Annotated in this window: 13 protein-coding genes; 3 read left to right on the top strand and 10 right to left on the bottom strand. The window is 72.1% G+C overall.

The genetic code is table 11. The annotated features are described in order from the left end of the window. The coding region (locus ACWD01_RS28130) for a carboxyl transferase domain-containing protein (protein WP_351975203.1) at window positions 1–198 on the bottom strand (198 nt) is incomplete at its 3' end. Window positions 199–594: 396 nt separating this feature from the next. On the opposite strand from ACWD01_RS28130, the gene ACWD01_RS28125 reads away from it, so the two are divergent. Next, window positions 595–1821, top strand: a complete 1227-nt coding sequence (locus ACWD01_RS28125) for a glycoside hydrolase family 64 protein (protein ID WP_451165594.1) — start codon at window positions 595–597, stop codon at window positions 1819–1821. Window positions 1822–2032: 211 nt separating this feature from the next. Beyond that, window positions 2033–2653 carry a YceI family protein gene (locus ACWD01_RS28120; protein ID WP_451165593.1) on the top strand — a complete coding sequence of 207 codons (621 nt, stop codon included), beginning with the start codon at window positions 2033–2035 and terminating at the stop codon, window positions 2651–2653. Between the two features lie 89 nt (window positions 2654–2742). Here the strand turns inward: ACWD01_RS28120 and ACWD01_RS28115 are convergent, their stop codons facing one another. From ACWD01_RS28115 to ACWD01_RS28100, 4 genes are all read right to left on the bottom strand, one after another. Beyond that, on the bottom strand, window positions 2743–3933 hold the full coding sequence (locus ACWD01_RS28115; protein ID WP_451165592.1) for a S8 family peptidase: 1191 nt from the start codon (window positions 3931–3933) through the stop codon (window positions 2743–2745). Window positions 3934–4058: 125 nt separating this feature from the next. Then, entirely contained in the window at window positions 4059–5432 is a 1374-nt protein-coding gene (locus ACWD01_RS28110; RefSeq protein WP_451165591.1) for a hypothetical protein, read from the bottom strand. 103 nt (window positions 5433–5535) lie between these two features. Then, a complete protein-coding gene (locus tag ACWD01_RS28105; protein WP_451165590.1) occupies window positions 5536–8634 on the bottom strand; it encodes a glycoside hydrolase family 3 N-terminal domain-containing protein in 3099 nt (1032 codons plus the stop codon). Between the two features lie 164 nt (window positions 8635–8798). Beyond that, a complete protein-coding gene (locus ACWD01_RS28100) occupies window positions 8799–9779 on the bottom strand; it encodes a LacI family DNA-binding transcriptional regulator (RefSeq protein WP_451165589.1) in 981 nt (326 codons plus the stop codon). A gap of 269 nt (window positions 9780–10048) precedes the next feature. Here ACWD01_RS28100 and ACWD01_RS28095 point away from each other — a divergent pair, with 269 nt between their 5' ends. Further along, on the top strand, window positions 10049–11911 hold the full coding sequence (locus ACWD01_RS28095; protein WP_451165588.1) for a ricin-type beta-trefoil lectin domain protein: 1863 nt from the start codon (window positions 10049–10051) through the stop codon (window positions 11909–11911). 49 nt (window positions 11912–11960) lie between these two features. Here the strand turns inward: ACWD01_RS28095 and cimA are convergent, their stop codons facing one another. The 5 genes from cimA to ureA form a co-directional block, all read right to left on the bottom strand. After that, window positions 11961–13580, bottom strand: a complete 1620-nt coding sequence (gene cimA / locus ACWD01_RS28090; protein ID WP_451165587.1) for a citramalate synthase — start codon at window positions 13578–13580, stop codon at window positions 11961–11963. 700 nt (window positions 13581–14280) lie between these two features. Then, window positions 14281–14895, bottom strand: a complete 615-nt coding sequence (locus tag ACWD01_RS28085) for a TetR/AcrR family transcriptional regulator (protein ID WP_451165586.1) — start codon at window positions 14893–14895, stop codon at window positions 14281–14283. Window positions 14896–14939: 44 nt separating this feature from the next. Further along, a complete protein-coding gene (locus ACWD01_RS28080) occupies window positions 14940–15953 on the bottom strand; it encodes an agmatine deiminase family protein (RefSeq protein WP_451165585.1) in 1014 nt (337 codons plus the stop codon). 10 nt (window positions 15954–15963) lie between these two features. After that, the gene (locus ACWD01_RS28075) at window positions 15964–17646 is read right to left on the bottom strand and encodes an urease subunit alpha (protein ID WP_451165584.1); all 1683 of its coding nucleotides are present in this window, start codon (window positions 17644–17646) and stop codon (window positions 15964–15966) included. Then, window positions 17646–18350: an urease subunit gamma gene (gene ureA / locus ACWD01_RS28070; RefSeq protein WP_451165583.1), complete on the bottom strand. Its 705-nt coding sequence runs from the start codon at window positions 18348–18350 to the stop codon at window positions 17646–17648. The genes ACWD01_RS28075 and ureA overlap by 1 nt, the downstream gene beginning before the upstream one ends. Between the last annotated feature and the right edge of the window lie 143 nt (window positions 18351–18493).

The following is an 18493-nucleotide window of genomic DNA, read 5'->3' as shown; positions in this document are numbered from 1 at the left end:
CTGCTCCACCTCACGGAACGATCCCTCGTCCAACAGCAGCGCGATCCGCTCCCGGGCCGTCAGCTTGCCCTTCGCATGCTGCGCCTCGGTCGCCTTCTCACTCGGTCCCCGCAGCGCCTGCTCACGGATCTCGTGCAGCTCGGCCACACGGCCGCGTGCGTCGCTCGGCTCGCTGGTGGTCTCGTCCAAAACGGTCATGCATCGAACCCTACGGATCGCACCGAGGAAACCCCGCCGTCGACTCCGTACAGTCTCCTGCCTGTTCTCCTGTGGGGGTCTCACAGAACCATTTCGCACAGAGCGCCAACCGCCAGCTCAGACGGGTGTGGCTTTGTTGAGGTCCGACAAGCCGGTCGGCGGAGAGTCATGTCACAGCCACGCCGAGGGGTGTGCGCTGCTCGGGTTAATCCGGGTGCGCGGCCCCACCGTACGGGGCCGCTCACCGGAGGCGACCAGGCCCCCGCCCGTGGTGACGACCTGTGAAGACACAGCCATTCCGAGAGCGCTCTCAGCCATAACTCTTGACGTCGTCCGGACCCGTGGCAAGAGTGGGGCTTCCCCACAACTCCCCCCACAGCGCCAGGAGTTCATCCCGTGATATCCCGTCGACTCTTTCTGACCGGCGCCGCCGCGACCGCGACCGCGCTCACCCATCCCGCCTGGGGAAGCGCTCTCAGTCCCGACGCGGGGGCCGCGCCCACCACCTGTGAGCTGGCCCTGGAGAACAAGTCGCTGTCCGGCACGGTGCACGCCTACGTCACCGGCCACGAGGACGGCTCCGGCGACTGGGGGCTGCTGCGCGCCGACGGCAGCGTCCACAAGCCGGCCAACCCCTCGGCGCCGCAGACCCCGCTGGGTGTGGACTGCGCCATCCCGCTGAGGGGCGCCGGCGAGGGACCGGTCGTGCTGACCCTGCCGCGGATGTTCGGGGCGCGCGTCTACTTCGTGCGCGACGGGAAGCTGGACTTCTTCGTGAACCCCGGCCCGTCGCTGGTCGAACCGGCCTTCGCCACACCCGCCGACCCCAACTACGGCCGCACCTGGTCGTTCTGCGAGTTCACCTTCAACGCGCAGCAGCTCTACGCCAACATCAGCTACGTCGACCTCGTCACCGCGCTGCCCATCGGCCTCACCCTGACCGGCGACGCGACCCACGCCGTCGCCCCGCTGCCGGAGGGGGCCATGGAGCGGATCGCGGACGATCTCACCGCCCAGGCGGCGAGGGACGGCCAGCCCTGGGACAAGCTGGTCATCCGCGGCGGCGACGGCAGGGTCCTGCGCGTCACCTCCCCGCAGACGGTCATGGCGCCGTACTTCGACCGGCCGGCCGAGATGCCGTTCCGGGACGCCTTCGCCGGCTACATCGACCGGGTCTGGGAGAAGTACCGCGCCGAGGACCTGCGGGTGGACCTCCAGGGCGGCCGGGGCGTGCTCGCCGGGCGGGTCAGCGGCGACGTGCTGACCTTCCAGGGCGGCCACACCTTCGCCAAGCCGTCCTCGCGCGACGTCTTCACCTGCAACCACGGGCCGTTCACCAACAACCCGGGCGACCCGGACGACAAGAAGGCGCTGGTGGCGCGGATCTCCGCCGCCTTCAACCGGACGACCCTGCTGACCCACCCCGACCAGCCGAACGGCGCGACGGCGGCCGACTACTACCGCGACCCGTCGACCAACCACTGGGCACGCGCCGTCCACGCCCACGCGCCCATCGGCTACGCCTTCCCGTACGACGACGTCCGCCCGGACGGGCAGCCGGACGTCTCGGGTGCGGCGCACGACGGAAATCCGCGGCGGTTCACGGTGAGCGTCGGGTCCTGATCCCTCGTATTCCCCAGCAAGCCCGTGCGGGCGTCCGGTCCGGGGGGCCGGACGCCCGCACGGCGCGTTTCAGGGGCGGCGCACGACGTCACGGTGCGGCACATTCCGAAGATGTTGAATGTTGAACGGAATGCCGCTACAGTCGAAGTCGTTGAAGCTTGAACAACAGCGCAGGGAGCTCCCCCGGCGCCCGTCCCCACAAGGAGCAGTCATGGGCCTCTTCAACCGCAAGAACGACACCGCCGGCGCCACCACCACCGCCGTCGCCGCCGTGGACCCCGCACTCGCGGCTCTCACCGGTGAGTACACGATCGACCCCGCGCACAGCAGCATCGGCTTCACCGTCCGGCACGCCATGGTCACCAACGTCCGCGGCAACTTCGCCCAGCACGAGGGCACCCTGCGCCTCGACGGCACGGACCCCTCCCGCTCCACCGCCTCCATCGACGTCGACATCGCGTCCGTCGACACGGGCATGGCCGACCGCGACGCCCACCTGCGCAGCGCAGACTTCTTCGACGCGGAGAAGTTCCCGAAGATGACGTTCCGCTCCACCGGCGCCGAGCAGCTCGGTGGCGACAAGTACCGGATCACCGGGGACCTGACGATCAAGGACGTCACGCGCCCGCTCGCCATCGACCTCGAGTTCCAGGGCGCGGCCACCGACGTCTACGGCAACGAGCGCGTCGGCTTCGAGGGCGGCGCCGAGATCCTGCGCTCCAACTGGGGTCTGACCTGGAACGCGGCGCTGGAGGCCGGTGGCGTGATGGTCAGCGACAAGGTCAGGCTGACCTTCGACATCTCCGCGATCAAGGCCGCGCCGGCCGCCTGACCGGCCGCGCGCACGCACCGCCACGGCGGGGCCGGGACTCTCCCGGCCCCGCCGGCGTGCGTTCCCCCGGGCGGCGCCGGGGCGGCGGATCAGAGTCCGCCGGTGTGGAGCAGTCGGTTGGGCGAGCCGGGGCTGATGCCGGTCACCACGTCCTTGGTCGACTTGTCGACGAGCCAGCCCGCCACCTCCGTCGCGGTCGCCGTCGGATGCTCCGACTTGTAGAGGGCGGCGACGCCCGCGACGTGCGGGGACGCCATCGAGGTGCCGTTCAGGGCGACGCTGCCGCCGCCGAGCCTGGCGGACTCGATCGAGGCGCCGGGGGCGTAGAGCGCCAGGCAGGCGCCGTAGTTGGAGAAGTCGGTCTCCTGGTCCGAGGAGTTGGTCGCCCCCACGGTGAGCACCCGCTCCGCAGAGGCGGGCGAGACGTTGCAGGCGTTCTGCACCCCGTTGCCGGCCGCGACGACGGGCAGGACGCCGCTGTCGGCGAGGGCGTCGGCCGCGTTGTTCACGGCGGTCGACTTGTCGCCGCCGAGCGAGGCGTTGAGCACGGCCGGCTGCACGGCGTTGGCCGCCACCCAGTCCATCCCGGCGATGACCCCGGACACGGTGCCGCCACCCTCGCAGTCCAGCACGCGGACGCTCACCAGCGACGCCTTGGTGGCCACCCCGTACGTCCTGCCGCCGACGGTGCCCGCGACATGGGTCCCGTGGCCCTGGCAGTCCTGGCCGCGGCGCCCGTCGCCGACGGCGTCGTAGCCGAACACGGCCCGGCCGCCGAACTCGCTGTGCGCGTAGTCGATGCCGGTGTCGAGGATGTACGCGTTGACGGCCTGGCCGTTGCCGGCCGCGGTGAAGCCGCCGTCGAGCGGCAGTCGCCGCTGGTCGACCCGGTCCAGGCCCCAGGAGGCGGCCGGGGCGAGCGACGCGGGGGCGCCGGTGACGGCCTTGACGGTGGCGTCCTCCTCCACGGCCACGACGCCGGGCAGCAGCCGGACCTGCCGCAGCTGCTCGGTGGTCAGGTCGGCCGCGAACCCCCGCAGCGCGGCCCGGTAGGTGTAGAGCGCCTTGACGCCGACCTCGCCCGTCATCGCCGCGGTGTCCGCGGTGTCGGCGAGGGTCACGATGTAGCGCCCCGGCACGGCGTTCGCCGACCGGTGCAGCGGGGCGATCTCGGGGGCGGGTGCGGCGGACTGGGCGGTGGCGGACAGCGGTCCGGCAGCCGCCAGCAGGGCCGTGACGGAGACGGCGGCGAAGGCTCTGAGCCTGGTTCGGTTGCGCATACGACCGAGCCAAGCACGGAGCGTAGTAGATCCCTACGGTCCGTAGCAGAGTTCCGTCGTATGCCCACACGGTTGCCGTACAGGCGTCCTGCCTGCCGAGTCAGCCGTGGCTGTCGGCAGCCGCTCTAGAAACCGCCGCCGTCGAAGCCGCCGCCGAAACCTCCGCCGCCGAAGCCGCCGCCCCAGTCACCGCCGCCGCCTCCGTCGAAGTCGGATGCGTTGAAGTCGCCGCCCGAGACGTCGCCGCCGCCGTACTCACCGCCGCCGAACTCGCCGGCGCCGTAGTCGGCCGCGTAGGCCGGGCTGGCGAGCATGTGGCCGAGCATGGTGCCCATGAGCAGGCCGGGAAGGATGCCGCCGCCGAAGTAGCCGCCGGCCCAGGGGCCGTACGCCGGTCCGGCCTCCCAGTAGGGGCGGCGGCCGTAGCCGGTCTCGACGGTGCGGGCCATCGGGTCCTGGCCCTCCTCGACGCGGGCGGCGTCCGCCGCGCACACCGGGACGTCACGGACGGCGCCGCCGGCCGGGGCCCAGGAGATGTCCTTGACCGACAGCCCGTGGCGCGGGTCGAAGAAGCAGGGCGCGCGGCGCTCCGGCAGGGGCCGGCCCTCCCGGCGGGCGGCCAGGACGGCGAGCGAGAACCGGCCGTCGTCCAGCGCCTCGGTGACGCCGCGGACGTCCCCGGGGTGCTGCGCGGCGCCCATCCGGGACTTCGCGGTGTCGTACGAGTCGAGGGCCCGCTCGTAGTCGGCGCGCATGGCGTCGTCCGCGCCCTTCTCCGAGGGGTGGAAGTCCAGCCGGTCGAGCTCCTCGCCGAAGGCGGTGATGTCCTCGTCCACGACGACCCGGAGCTGCTCGAGGGCCGCGCGCTCCTCCTCCGCCTCGCGGCGGCGCTTGGCGCGGACGATCGCGTAGGCACCGGCGCCGCCGGCGGCCGCGAGCCCGCCGAGGACGATCAGGCCGCCCGCGCCGGAGTCCTCGCCGTCACCGGAGCCGGGGTTCCAGGAGGCCGGTGCGCTGCCCCTGACCTGCGGCAGGGCCTGGTCCACGAAGTTCTCGAGCTGGGTGGCCGCGTCGACCGGTCCGCCGCCCTTCACCGCGCTGGTCAGATTGTCGACGGCCCGGCCGGGCATCACGACGGAGTCGGCCCCGGCGTCGAAGCCGTCGCCGAGGCGTACGGCGTACAGACCGGTGATGCCGGTCTCGGTGCGCAGGTTGCGCAGCAGGTCGTCGGGCGGGAACTCGGCGGTCTTCGGCAGCACCGCCACGAAGACCGGCTTGTCCGCCTCCTCGATCCGGTTCGCCAGAGCGTCCGCCTCGGCCCGTGGCATTTCGTCGGCCATGGCCGGGTGGACGTAGACCGGGCCCTGTTTCAGGGCGTCGGCGGCATCCGGGATTCCCGAAGCCTTGACCGCCGCGCCGGACGCCGGGGCCAGGATCAGGAGCAGCAACAGGGTCAGCCCCGAGAGGGCCGACACCAACGTGAACGGCCGTATCCTCATACCCCGAAGGTACTCCAACCGGGCCAATCGGGACATCTGTCCGGACCGGGAAACGACTCGGCGGCGGCATCCGCCCTGCCGGATGCCGCCGCCGAGGATCCGGTCAGCCCGCGCGGTAGGCGGCGGTCAGCTCGGCGACCGCCGCCGAGGGCCGGCCGGTGAGCAGCAGGTGGTCCGCCTCGGCGAAGGGCTTCGCCGACGCCTCCGTGATGTCCTGGCCGATCTTCTGCTGGACGATCAGCCGCGCCGTGCCGACCACCTTCCGCGCCTGCTCGGATCCGCCCTGGCCGGTCGCCTGGAGGACCTTCGCCGCGAGGGCGAGCGCCTTGAGGGTCCGTTCACCACCGCCGGGGGTTTCCCGCAGCGTGGTCAGGCCCCAGCCGTACGGGAACTGCGGGTCGTACGCCGCGTCGCCGACGTTGACCGGGAGCTGCGCCTCGGACCTGGGCCAGGTCACCGGGAGCTGGCCGGTGAAGGGCCGCGTGCCGTACAGGACGTCCGCGACGCCGTCGCCCTCGGTGCCCGGGAGCCAGGAGGCGACGAGCGCGTCGATTCCGGCGAGCCGGTCGCCGATCAGCTGCGGCCGGCCGGAGACGACCAGGACGGCGCACTCCATCGCGGCGCACACCGTGTCGACGGCCGCCCGGTCGGCGGCGGTCAGCTCCAGGTCGTGGCCGTTGCCGACATCGCCCAGGCCCTCCGCGTACGGGGTCTCGCCGACGACGACCACGCCGACGTCGTAGCCGTCGGTGGGGGCGGAGGCGTCCTTCGAGTAGTCGATGACGGCGTCGGGCGCGGCCTTCCTCATGCCCTCGAGGATGGTGGTGCCGGTGGTGATCGCGCCGGAGGAGCCCTGCCAGCTGATGGTCCAGCCGCCGGCCTGGTTGCCGAGGTCGTCGGCGTTGGACCCGGCGACGTACACCTTCTGCGACTTCTTCAGCGGCAGCACGCCGCCGTCGTTCTTCAGCAGCACCTGGGACTTGGCGACGGCCTCGCGGGCCACCGCGCGGTGCTCGGCGGAGCCGATCGCGTCGAGGTGCGTGGTGTCGGCGTAGGGCTGCTCGAAGAGGCCCAGCTTGAACTTCTGGGTCAGGATGCGGGACACCGCGTCGTCGATCCGCGCCTCGCTGATGCGCCCGGCCCGGACCTCGTCCTGAAGTGTCCTGGCGAAGTCCTGGTAGTTGGTCGGGACCATGATCATGTCGAGACCGGCGTTGACGGAGGTGCGCACGTCGCTCGGGTAGTCGCCGGGGATCTGGTCGATGGCCTGCCAGTCGCTGATTACGAAGCCGTCGAAGCCCATCCGGTCCTTGAGGACTCCGTTGATCATCTCGGCGTGGGCGTGCATCTTCACCGGGCCCGCGCCGTCGCCGATGACGTCGAGCGACGAGTACGAGGGCATGACCGTGCCGGCGCCGCGTTTGACGGCCTCCGCGAACGGCGCGAGGTGGACGGCCTCCAGTTCCTCGCGGGTGACCCGGGTGACGCCCTGGTCGATGGTGTAAGAGCCGGTCGTCGACGAACCGAACCCGGTGCCGCCGTCGCCGACGAAGTGCTTGGCGCTGGTGAGCACCTTGTCGTTGCGGTCCAGGTCCTTGCCGTTGCGGGCGCCCTGCATGCCCTGGATCACCGTCTCCATGGCGGTCACCAGGGCCGGGTCCTCGCCGAACGCCTCGTAGGAGCGGCCCCAGCGCTCGTCGCGGGTGACGCACAGGCAGGGCGCGAAGTCCCACGGGATGCCGGTGGCGCGGACCTCCTTGGCGGTGACCGCGCCGGTCCGCGCGGCGAGCTTCGGGTCGCGTCCGGCGCCGATGCCGATGTTGTGCGGCATGATCGTCGAGCCGATGACGTTGTTGTGTCCGTGGACCGCGTCGACGCCGTAGATCAGCGGGATCTGGAAGCGGGTGGCCTGCGCCCGGAGCTGGTAGGCGTCGACCATCCCTGCCCACGCCTCCGGCGCGTTCGGGGTGGGCACGGAGCCGCCGCCGGACAACAGCGAGCCGAGGTCGTAGACGGCGATGTCGCCCTGGGACCTGAGGGCGTTGCGCTCGGCCTGCGTCATCTGGCCCGCTTTCTCGGCGAGCGACATCCGCGAGAGCAGGTCGGCGACGCGCTTCTTCACCGGCAGCCTGGGGTTCTGGTACGGCAGGCCGTGGGCGTTGACGACGACCTGGGGCGTCTCCGCGGGCGCCTTGGCGCCGGTGACGGTCAGGGTGAGCGGGATCGTCTCCGCGGACTCGGCGGACCGGTCCTTCGTGGTGGCGACGGAGACCGTGCGGGAGGTGCCGGAGGCGGTGCCGGCCGGGAAGGTGACGGAACCGGCGACCGGCTCGTAGTCCTCGCCGGGCTCGGCGCTGCCGCCGTCCGTCGCGTACTCGACGGTGACGGGCTCCTCGGTCGGGCCCGATCCGGTGGTGGCGACGGAGATCTTCACCTGGGCGGTGCCGCCCTCGTCCACGGGGTGGACGGCGGCGCCGGTGACGACCTTGGCCTTGAGGGCGGGGTCGGCCTTGCCGTACAGCTCCAGGCCGTCCATGGCGAAGGCACCGGGGGCGCCGGTGGGGAGGGTGAGCGCCCAGCCCCACATCTCGTTCAGGCCGAGGACCTGGTCGATGCCGCCGACGGGCTGGTAGTCGGCGCGGTAGACGAAGTCGGCGAACGGGATCTCTACGAGGTGCCAGCCCTCCCAGTCGTCGGTGAACGACGTCGTCCACAGCTCGGACGCGCCGCCGGACGTGCCGCCGTCCTTGATCTCGAAGTTGACGCGCTTGCCCGAACCGGGCGGCAGCGGCGCGGTGTTCTGGCCGTACCACCAGAAGCGGACGCCCTTGTGCGCGGTCCAGTCCCGGGGCGGCTCGTCGACGGCGTACTCGTGGCTGAGGCCGCCCCAGCCGCTGATGTCGTAGCTGCCTTCGAGTGCCTTGTCGCCCTCGGGGGCGTCGGCCCGCTCCTTGATCTGCAGGGTGGGCCGGTCGTCGCTGTCGCTGCCCCAGGTGAAGATGCCCTCGGCCGGCGGTTCGGCGAACGGGACCTCTCCCTCGAACCGGTCGACGGGCACCGGAGCGGGCTCGTCCGCGGCGGTCGCGGCCGCGCTCGGCAGTGCTCCGGCGAGCAGCGAGCCGAGTACGGCGGTGGCCGTGATCAGGGCCGTACCCGCCCGACGCGGTCCGGGCCGTGGTCTTGGCCGGCGGGTTCCTGGCATGTGCGGCTCCTTCTGTACGGGACGGCCCCGCCGGAGGCGGGGGTGTACGGGCGGCCGGGGCGCACGGGCCCCGGGGAGGGGCCCTCGGCGCGGGCGTGCGGGTGGTCGGGGGCGGTGCGGCCGTGGCTGTCGGCGCCCGCCGGTGTGTGCGGCGCCGGACCGGTTCAGCCGCCGGGGGCCGAGCCGCGGACGACGAGCTCGGTGGGCAGCACGACCGGCTCGTCCCCGATCGCCTCCCCGGCGAGCCGGGCGAGCAGCAGCCCCGCCGCCGTTTCGCCCATCCGCCGCATCGGCTGGCGCACCGTGGTCAGCGGGGGCGTGGTGTGCCCGGCCATGGGGATGTCGTCGAAGCCGACGACGGCGATGTCCTCGGGGACGCGGCGGCCGGCGGCGCGCAGGGCCCGCAGCACGCCCGCCGCGATGAGGTCGTTGTGCGCGAAGACCGAGTCGAAGGAAAGACCGGCCGCGAGCGCCTGCTCGACGGCGTGCCGGCCCGACGCCTCCGTGAACTCGCCCTCGACGACGAGATCCGTGGGCAGGACGCCCACGAACCCCTCGGTCCGGTCCCGTACGCAGCCGAAACCGGCCGGGCCGGTGACGAGGAGGGGCCGGGTGCGTCCGGCGCCGAGCAGATGGCGGGCGGCCGACGCCCCGCCCTCCCGGTTGGTGGTGGCGACGGACGGGAACTCGGGGTGGTGGCCCCGGTCGTCGATGAGGACGACGGGCAGCCCGCGCCGGTGCATCGCGGTGATGGTGTCGAGGGTGTTCTCCGGTTCGATGACCAGCAGTCCGTCGAACGCCCGGGCCGAGACCTGGCTGACGAAGTGGTCGACGGACTCGGCGCCCCGGTTGCAGGTGAACAGCAGCAGGCCGTATCCGGCGGCCTCGACGGTGTCCACCACGCCCTGGAGCACCTCCCCCATCCACGGCCAGGTGAGCGGCGGCGTCAGCATCGCAACCGTACGGCTGCGGCCGCGGGCCAGCCCGACCGCGCCGGAGCTCGGCACATAGCCGAGGGAATCGATCACTTCACGAACACGGGCGGCCGTGCCGGCGTCGACATCGGCCTTGGTGTTCAGCACCCGGGAGACGGTGGTCTTGCTGACCCCCGCCTCACGTGCGACGTCGGCGATGGTGACACGCATCGAAGGGCCTCCGCGTCGAGTCCTGGTACCGGTACCGGAACCGCTGCCGGAACCGGTTCCGGCGATGTGCGGTGAGTCAACAGCGGGGCCACGCCGTCGTCAATACTTCACGCCGAAATCCGCGGAATCCCAAGTTCGCGCGCTCGTCGGCGAGTTGTGCGTTCAGGAGCTGAATGCGCGAGGTCTTGACGGGTGCCCCTGGCGGGAGTTCACTCACGCCCCGTCCCCCCACCTCAGTCGAGAGGGCCGTCCCCATGGCACCACGACCGATGAGAACCGTCCGTATCCTGCTGGCCGGCGCGCTCACCGCGGCCGGGCTGACCGGCCTGAGCGCCGGTTCCGCCCAGGCGGCCGGCGAGCAGGTGAACGTCTGGCTCACCACGACCGACGACAGCGGCGGCCGCCACGTCACCCGCGGACTGCAGCAGCAGGCGCCGCTCAACTTCCAGCCGGGCACGGGCGGCGGCGGTACCGGCATCACCGTCGACGAGAACACCCGCTACCAGACCTTCAGCGGCGGCGGCGCGTCCTTCACCGACACCGCCGCCTGGCTGATGAAGGGCAGCGGGGCGCTGTCGCAGGCCACCCGGGACGAGACGATGCGCAAGCTGTTCTCCCCGACCGACGGCATCGGCCTGTCCTTCGTGCGCAATCCGATGGGCGGCTCGGACCTGGCGCGTTTCGGCTACACGTACAACGACCTGCCGGCCGGGCAGACGGACCCCGCCCTGTCGAGGTTCTCGATCGCGCACGATCTCCAGGACGTGCTCCCGCTGACGAAGCAGGCCGAGCAGCTCAACCCCTCGCTGACCGTGGTCGCCTCGCCGTGGACCGCGCCGGCGTGGATGAAGGACAGCGGGCAGCTGAACGGCGGCTGGCTGAAGGCCGAGAACTACGGCACGTACGCCGACTACTTCGTCAGGTATCTCCAGGCATGGCGCGACCAGGGCGTCCCGGTCGACTACGTCACCGCGCAGAACGAGCCGACGTGCTGCTCCGGCTATCCGTCGATGAGCTGGAACGCCTCCGGACTCGCGTACTTCACCAAGAACGAGCTGCTGCCGAAGCTCGCGAACGCGGGCCTGCCGACCAAGGTGCTCGCCCACGACTGGAACTGGGACACCTACGACGCGTACGCGGCGCAGACGGTGGACGACGCGGCGGTGCGCAGCCACCCGAACTTCGGCGGCGTCGCCTGGCACGGCTACGGCGGGAACGTCTCGAAGCAGACGGAGGTCCACAACCGGTACCCGCAGCTCGACGCCTTCCAGACCGAGCACTCCGGCGGCACCTGGATCGCGAACCAGCAGCGCGAGGACATGATGAACATCATCGACTACACCCGTAACTGGGCGAAGTCGGTGACCAAGTGGTCCCTCGCGGTCGACCAGAACCGCGGCCCGCACAACGGCGGCTGCGGCACCTGCGAGGGCCTGATCACCGTCCACAACGGTGACTCGCGGCACGGCCAGGTCGACTACACGATCGAGTATTACGCGATGGGCCACCTCACGAAGTTCGTGAAGCCCGGCGCGCACCGGATCGCGTCCACCGGCAGCTCGACGGTACCGAACGTGGCCTGGCGCAACCCCGACGGCTCGAAGGCGCTCATCGCGTACAACGACTCGGCGGGCGCGCGTTCGATGACCGTCAACTGGGGCGGGCAGCACTACACGTACTCGCTGCCCGGCAAGACGTCGGCGACCTTCACCTGGTCGGGCACCCCGTCGGGCGGCGGCTCCGGGCAGTCGGGCGCGCTGGTGGGACTGGGCGGCAAGTGCCTGGACGCGGCGGGCGGTTCGACGGCCGACGGTACGGCGGTGCAGCTCTGGGACTGCAACGGCTCGGCGGCCCAGCGCTGGACGCTCGGCGCCGACGGCTCGGCGCGGGCGCTCGGCAAGTGTCTCGACGTGACCTCGGGTTCTACGGCGGACGGCGCGAAGGTCCAGCTGTGGAGCTGCAACGGCTCGGGCGCGCAGCAGTGGCGGTACGAGCCGGGCAGCGCCGACCTGGTGAACGTCCCGGCGGACAAGTGCCTGGACGTCTCCGACCACGCGTCGGCGAACGGGACCCGGGCGCAGATCTGGTCGTGCACCGGGGCCGCGAACCAGAAGTGGCGGCTGCAGGGCTGAGAGCCTGCGGTGCGGGGCGGTCCGGTGAGCCGGGCCGCCCCGCTGCCGGCTACTGCGTCGGTTCGACGCCGGCGCGCAGCAGGCCGTAGGTGTACGCGTCCTCCAGGGCCTGCCAGGACGCGGCGATGATGTTGTCCGCGACGCCGACCGTGGCCCATTCGCCGGTGCCGTCGCCGGTCGTGATGAGCACGCGGGTGGTGGAGCCGGTGCCGTGGCGGCCCTCGAGGATGCGGACCTTGTAGTCGATCAGCTCGAACTTCGCGAGCTGCGGGTAGATCTTCTCCAGGCCCATCCGCATCGCCCGGTCCAGGGCGTTGACCGGGCCGTTGCCTTCCGCGGTCGCGACGATGCGCTCGCCCTTGGCCCACAGCTTCACCGTGGCCTCGTTGGCGTGCGTGCCGTCGGGGCGGTCCTCGACGATCGCCCGCCAGGACTCGGTGCGGTAGTAGCGGCGGGCCCTGCCCTCCGCCTCCGTGCGCAGCAGCAGCTCGAAGGACGCGTCGGCGGCCTCGTAGGTGTAGCCCTGGAGCTCGCGCTCCTTGACCCGCTCGACGACCCGGCCGACCAGTTCGCGGTCGTCGCCGAGGTCGATGCCGAGCTCCTTGCCCTTCAGCTCGATCGAGGCGCGGCCCGCCATGTCGGAGACGAGCATCCGCATCGTGTTGCCGACGAGCTCGGGGTCGATGTGCTGGTAAAGATCCGGATCGACCTTGATCGCGGACGCGTGCAGTCCGGCCTTGTGGGCGAAGGCGGAGACACCCACGTACGGCTGATGGGTGGAGGGCGTCAGGTTGACGACCTCCGCGATGGCGTGCGAGACGCGGGTCATGTCCGCGAGCGCGCCGTCGGGCAGGACCTTCATGCCGTACTTGAGCTCCAGCGCGGCGACGACCGGGAACAGGTTGGCGTTGCCGACCCGCTCGCCGTAGCCGTTGGCCGTGCACTGGACGTGCGTGGCGCCGGCGTCGACGGCGGCCAGGGTGTTGGCGACGGCGCAGCCGGTGTCGTCCTGGGCGTGGATGCCGAGGCGGGCGCCGGTGTCGGCGAGGACGGTGGAGACCACGGCCTGCACCTGGGCGGGCAGCATCCCGCCGTTGGTGTCGCACAGGATGACGACGTCGGCGCCGGCCTCGTGCGCGGTCCGCACGACGGCCTTGGCGTACTCGGGGTTCGCGCGGTAGCCGTCGAAGAAGTGCTCGCAGTCCACGAACACGCGGCGGCCCTGCTCGCACAGGTGGGAGACGGTGTCGCGGACCATCTCCAGGTTCTCTTCCAGAGTGGTGCGCAGAGCGAGCTCGACATGGCGGTCGTGCGACTTGGCGACCAGCGTGACCACCGGCGCGCCGCTGTCCAGCAGCGCCTTGACCTGGGGGTCGTCGCTCGCCTTGGCGCCCGGGCGGCGGGTCGCGCCGAACGCGACGAGCTGCGCGTGCCGGAAGGTGATCTCCTGCTGGGCGCGGGCGAAGAACTCGGTGTCCCGCGGGTTCGCCCCCGGCCAGCCGCCCTCGATGAAGCCCACGCCGAAATCGTCCAGGTGCCGGGCGATGGTCAGCTTGTCCGCGACCGTGAGGTTGATGCCCTCACGCTGGGCGCCGTCGCGCAGCGTCGTGTCGAAGACATGGAAACTGTCGTCGGCCTGCCGATCCTGGGCGCCTGCGTTGGTGGTCATGCTGTCCTGACTCCTGTCGGATGAGTGGCTCCGGAATGTCTGGCTCCACTTGCCCCCATCATCGCGCGCCGCTCGCCTTCGGCCGTGGGTGAGGCCGTAAAACGAAAAAACCCCTCGCGGGTGCGAGAGGTCTGCGCGCGGGTCTGGGGCACGGTGCCGCCTGCCGCGGGATTGCTGTCCACGGTTCAGCGGTCACTGCGGACCGGCGCGCTGTTGCCGATAATCATGGCGAACGAGAGCACGGGGGCAGTCTGCCACAGGTTCGCCACGGCGTGGACGCGGGTCTCACGATGCGGTCGCTCCGCTGCGCGGGGCGCTTGTCCCCTACCCTCCCCCTGCGGCCCGGCGGCCGCGGGGGGACCCCCACCTTCCCGAAACCGGGCTCCGGCTCCGCCCGGACCCGCGCCTCAAACGCCGGCGAGGCTGGGACTTGCCGGCCTTGCCGGGGTTCCGCCCCGAACCCCGCGCCTCAATCTCCTCCTACGCCTGGCGGCGTGGGAGGTGCCCCCACCCACGGCCGCCAGGCCGTAGGGGGAGATCGAGGCCACCGCGCGAAGCGCGGTACCGGGCCCGGGCGAAGCCCGGCCCGCCCGCCCGCAGGTCGGCACGGGGCCCGGGGCCTGCCCCCACGCGGCGGAGCCGCACATCGGTACAGCGGGAAGGGGCGGGGTGGGGAACAGGCACCGCGCAGCGGCCGCCGTCACCCCAGCGTCTCGCCCACGAACTCCCCCACATGCCCCAGCACCCATCCCCGCCCCACCCCCGGTATGCCCACGGCAACATGCACGCTGAAGCCGTCCAGCAGCGCCCGCAGCCTCGTGGCGAAGCGGTCCGGGTCCACCGCGCGGAACTCGCCGCGGGAGACGCCCTCCGCGAGGAGCGCCACCAGGTCCCGGTGCCAGGCGCCCTCGATCGCGGCCTGGCGGCCGTGCATGTCGGCGTCCGCGTTCTGCGAGCGGTTCCAGACCTCGAGCCACAGCGTCCAGTGCGGGTCGCGCGGCCCGTCGGGGACGTACAAGTCGATGTACGCGTCGAGCCGTTCACGGGCCGGCGCCTGCCGGGACAGCAGCGCGCCGCGCTCCGCGCCGAGGCGGCCCTCGCTCCACTCCAGGGTCTGCAGCAGCAGCTCGTCCTTGCTGCCGAAGTAGTAGAGGAGGTGCCCGCTGCTCATCCCGACCTGCCGGCCGAGGCCGGCCATGGTCAGCCCGTCGAGCCCGCGCTCGGCGATGGTGGCCATGGCGGCGGCGAGCAGCGCCTCGCGCGGCGGTGCGGACTGGTTGCGGCGCCGGGGTCCGGCGGGGCTGGAGCTGGTCACGGGTACGTTCTACCGGATGCGTGTCCGGGGCCGGCGGCCCGGAGTCAGACCCGGGGCTGCTGCTGGGTGATGCAGTGGATGCCGCCGCCGCCCGCGAAGATCGCCCGCGCGTCGACCAGCGTCACCGTCCGCTCCGGGAAGAGGCGCCGGAAGATGCCGGCCGCGATCTCGTCGCGGGGGTCGTCGAAGCCGCACAGCACGACGCCGCCGTTGCAGAGGTAGTGGTTGATGTACGAGTAGTCGACCCATTCGCCGTCGTCGACGAGGACGGTCGGGGCGGGGACCTCGACGACCTCCAGGCGGCGCCCCCTGGCGTCCGTCTGGGCGGCGAGCAGGGCGACGTTGGCCTTGCACAGCTCGTGGTCGGGGTGGGACGGGTCGGGCTGGGTGTGGACGACGACGACCCCGGGGCGGGCGAAGGCCGCGACGATGTCGACGTGGCCGCGGGTGCCGTACATCCCGTAGTCGCCGCTCAGGCCCCGCGGCAGCCAGATCGCCTTCTTCGTGCCGAGCCGGGCGTGGATCTCCGCCTCGACCTCCGCGCGGGACCAGCCGGGGTTGCGCTCGGGGCCGAGCTGCACGGTGTCGGTGAGCAGGACGGTGCCCTCGCCGTCGACATGGATCGCGCCACCCTCGTTCACCAGCGGAGACGGGTGTACGGGGACGCCGGCCAGGTCCGCGACATGGCGGGCGATCTTGGAGTCGTGCTCCCAGCGCGCCCAGTCCGCCGCGCCCCAGCCGTTGAACACCCAGTCGACGGCCGCGAGCCGGGAGCCGTCGGTGACGAAGGTGGGGCCGATGTCGCGCATCCACGCGTCGTCCAGGTCCCGTTCGACGATGTCGATGCCCGGACCGAGGAGTTCGCGTGCGGAGCCGGACTGGCCCGTGCCGGCGATGACGGTCACCGGCTCGAAGCGCCGCACCGCGCGGGCCACCGACGCCCAGGCCGTACGGGCCTCCAGCAGCTCCGCGTCGTCGGTGAACGTCGGATTGGGGCCGGGCCAGGCCATCCAGGTGCGCTCGTGCGGGGCCCACTCGGGGGGCATGTGGAAGGTCATCGAGGGTTCCTCAGAGGAAGTAGAGGCGGTTGAGGGAGATCGACTCGGCGGGCTCCGAGCGGATCGGGTCGCCGTCGAGGCTGACGAGACCCGTATGTCCGTCGACGGAGACGTCCCCGAGGCGGGAGTTGAGCAGCAGGTCGCGGGGGCCGATGCCGCGGGTGCCGCGTACGGCGACGCGGCGGCGCCGGGTGGGCATCAGGTCGGAGCCGGCGTCGAGCGCGGCCTGTGCCACGAAGGCGACCGAGATGTCGGCCGGCGTCGCCCCGTACGCGCCGAACTGGGGCCCCAGCACGAGCGGTTCGCAGGTGTCCGTTGCCGCGTTCGGGTCGCCGACCACCCCGTACGCGGGGAAGCCGGACTTCAGCACCAGCTGCGGCTTCGCGCCGAAGAACTCGGGCCGCCACAGCACGATGTCGGCCATCTTGCCCACCTCGATGGACCCGATCTCGTGCGCGAGGCCGTGGGCGAGGGCCGGGTTGATGGTCAGCTTGGCCATATAGCGCAAGACACGTGCGTTGTCGTCGTGCGCGCCGTCGCCGTCCATGGGGCCGAGCTCGGCCTTCATCTTCCCGGCCATGGCGAAGGTGCGCCGTACGGTCTCGCCCGCGCGTCCCATGCCCTGCGCGTCGGACGACGTGATGCCGATCGCGCCGAGGTCGTGCAGCACGTCCTCCGCGCCCATCGTCCCGGACCGGATCCGGTCGCGGGCCATGGCGGCGTCGCCGGGGAGGTCGGTCTTGAGGTCGTGGACGGAGACGATCATGCCGTAGTGCTCGGCGACCGCGTCCCGGCCGAAGGGCAGGGTGGGGTTGGTGGAGGAGCCGATGACGTTCGGCACGCCCGCCATCTTGAGGACGTTCGGCACGTGTCCGCCGCCGCAGCCCTCGATGTGGAAGGCATGGATCGTCCGCCCGTCCAGCACGCGCAGGGTGTCCTCGACGGACAGGCACTCGTTGAGGCCGTCGCTGTGCAGCGCGACCTGGACGTCGTGCTCCTCCGCGACCCGCAGCGCGGTGTCCAGCGCCCGGGTGTGCGCGCCCATGTCCTCGTGGACCTTGAACCCGGACGCGCCGCCCTCGGCCAGCGCCTCGACGAGCGGCGCCGGGTCGGAGGACGAACCGCGCGCCAGGAAGCCGATGTTCACGGGCCAGGCGTCGAAGGCGTTGAAGGCGTGCTTCAGCGCCCAGGGCGAGTTGACGCCGACGCCCCACACCGGACCGAACTCCTGGCCGATGACGGTGGTGACGCCGGAGGCGAGCGACGCCTCCATGATCCGCGGGGAGAGCAGGTGTACGTGGGTGTCGACGGCGCCCGCCGTGGCGATCAGGCCCTCGCCGGAGACGATCGAGGTGCCGGTGCCGACGACGACGTCCACCCCGTCGAGGGTGTCCGGGTTCCCGGCCCGGCCGACGGCGTGGATACGGCCCTCCCGGATGCCGACGGACACCTTGCGGATGCCCTGGACGGCGTCGATCACCAGGACGTTGCTGATGACGATGTCGCAGGTCTCGCGCACGGCGGCGGCCTTCAGGTGGAGGCCGTCGCGGGCGGTCTTGCCGAAGCCGGCCAGGAACTCGTCGCCGGGCTTCTGCGCGTCGGACTCGACCCGGACGACCAGCCCGGAGTCGCCGAGGACGACGCGGTCCCCCGTCCGGGGTCCGTGCACGGATGCGTACTCGTACGGGTCCATCAGTTCTCCTCCGCTCCGAGATAGCCGCAGGCCACGGCCCTGCGCAGGGCCTCTTCCTTGGCGCCGGGCGCGTCCAGCGGGCCGTCGACCAGGCCCGCGAAGCCGATGGCGATCCGTTCGCCGCCGATGGGCAGCAGCCCGACCTCCACGTCGCCGCCCGGGTCGAACCGGACGGAGGAGCCGGCCGGGACGGCGAGCCGCATCCCGTACGCCGCGGCGCGGTCGAAACGGAGCCGGGGGTTCGCCTCGAAGAAGTGGAAGTGCGAGGTGACGCTGACGGGCACGGTCGCGGTGTTGCGCACGGTCAGCCGCGCGGCGGGCGGGAGATCGGCGTAGCCGGCGCCGGGGCCGGGGAGCAGCGCGCCGGGGGCGCGGTCGTTTTCGCGCGGGTCCGCCGCCGCGCCGCGGAACGGGTCGGAGACGACACCGAGCCGGGATCCGTCGTCGAAGACGGCCTCCACATGAACCTCGGTCACCACGTCCGCGACGCCCGGGAGGACGTCGTCCGCCCCGAGCACCGAGCGGGCGGCCTCGATGGCCTCCGCGAGCCGGCGGCCGTCGCGGGCCGCCTCGCAGACGGTGTCCGCGATGAGCGCCGTCGCCTCGGGGACATTGAGCCGCAGGCCCCGGGCTCTGCGTGCCCGCGCCAGCTCGGCGGCACCGAAGAGCAGCAGCCGGTCGCGCTCGGTCGGGGTCAGTCGCACGTGAGCACACCTCCAAGTTTGAGCGCCACTCTAACAATGTCGACGCAGGAAGCGGAATCGTGTCAGGCATTGACTTCAAGCGAGGCATGACTCACATTGAGCAGCGTTCAATTAGAGCGTCACTCAAACTGCGAAGGCGGGGC

This window comes from Streptomyces sp. NPDC002835 (genome assembly GCF_053591995.1).
The sequence above is the reverse complement of the archived record's forward strand: the minus strand, read 5'-3'. Positions and strand labels throughout refer to the sequence as shown.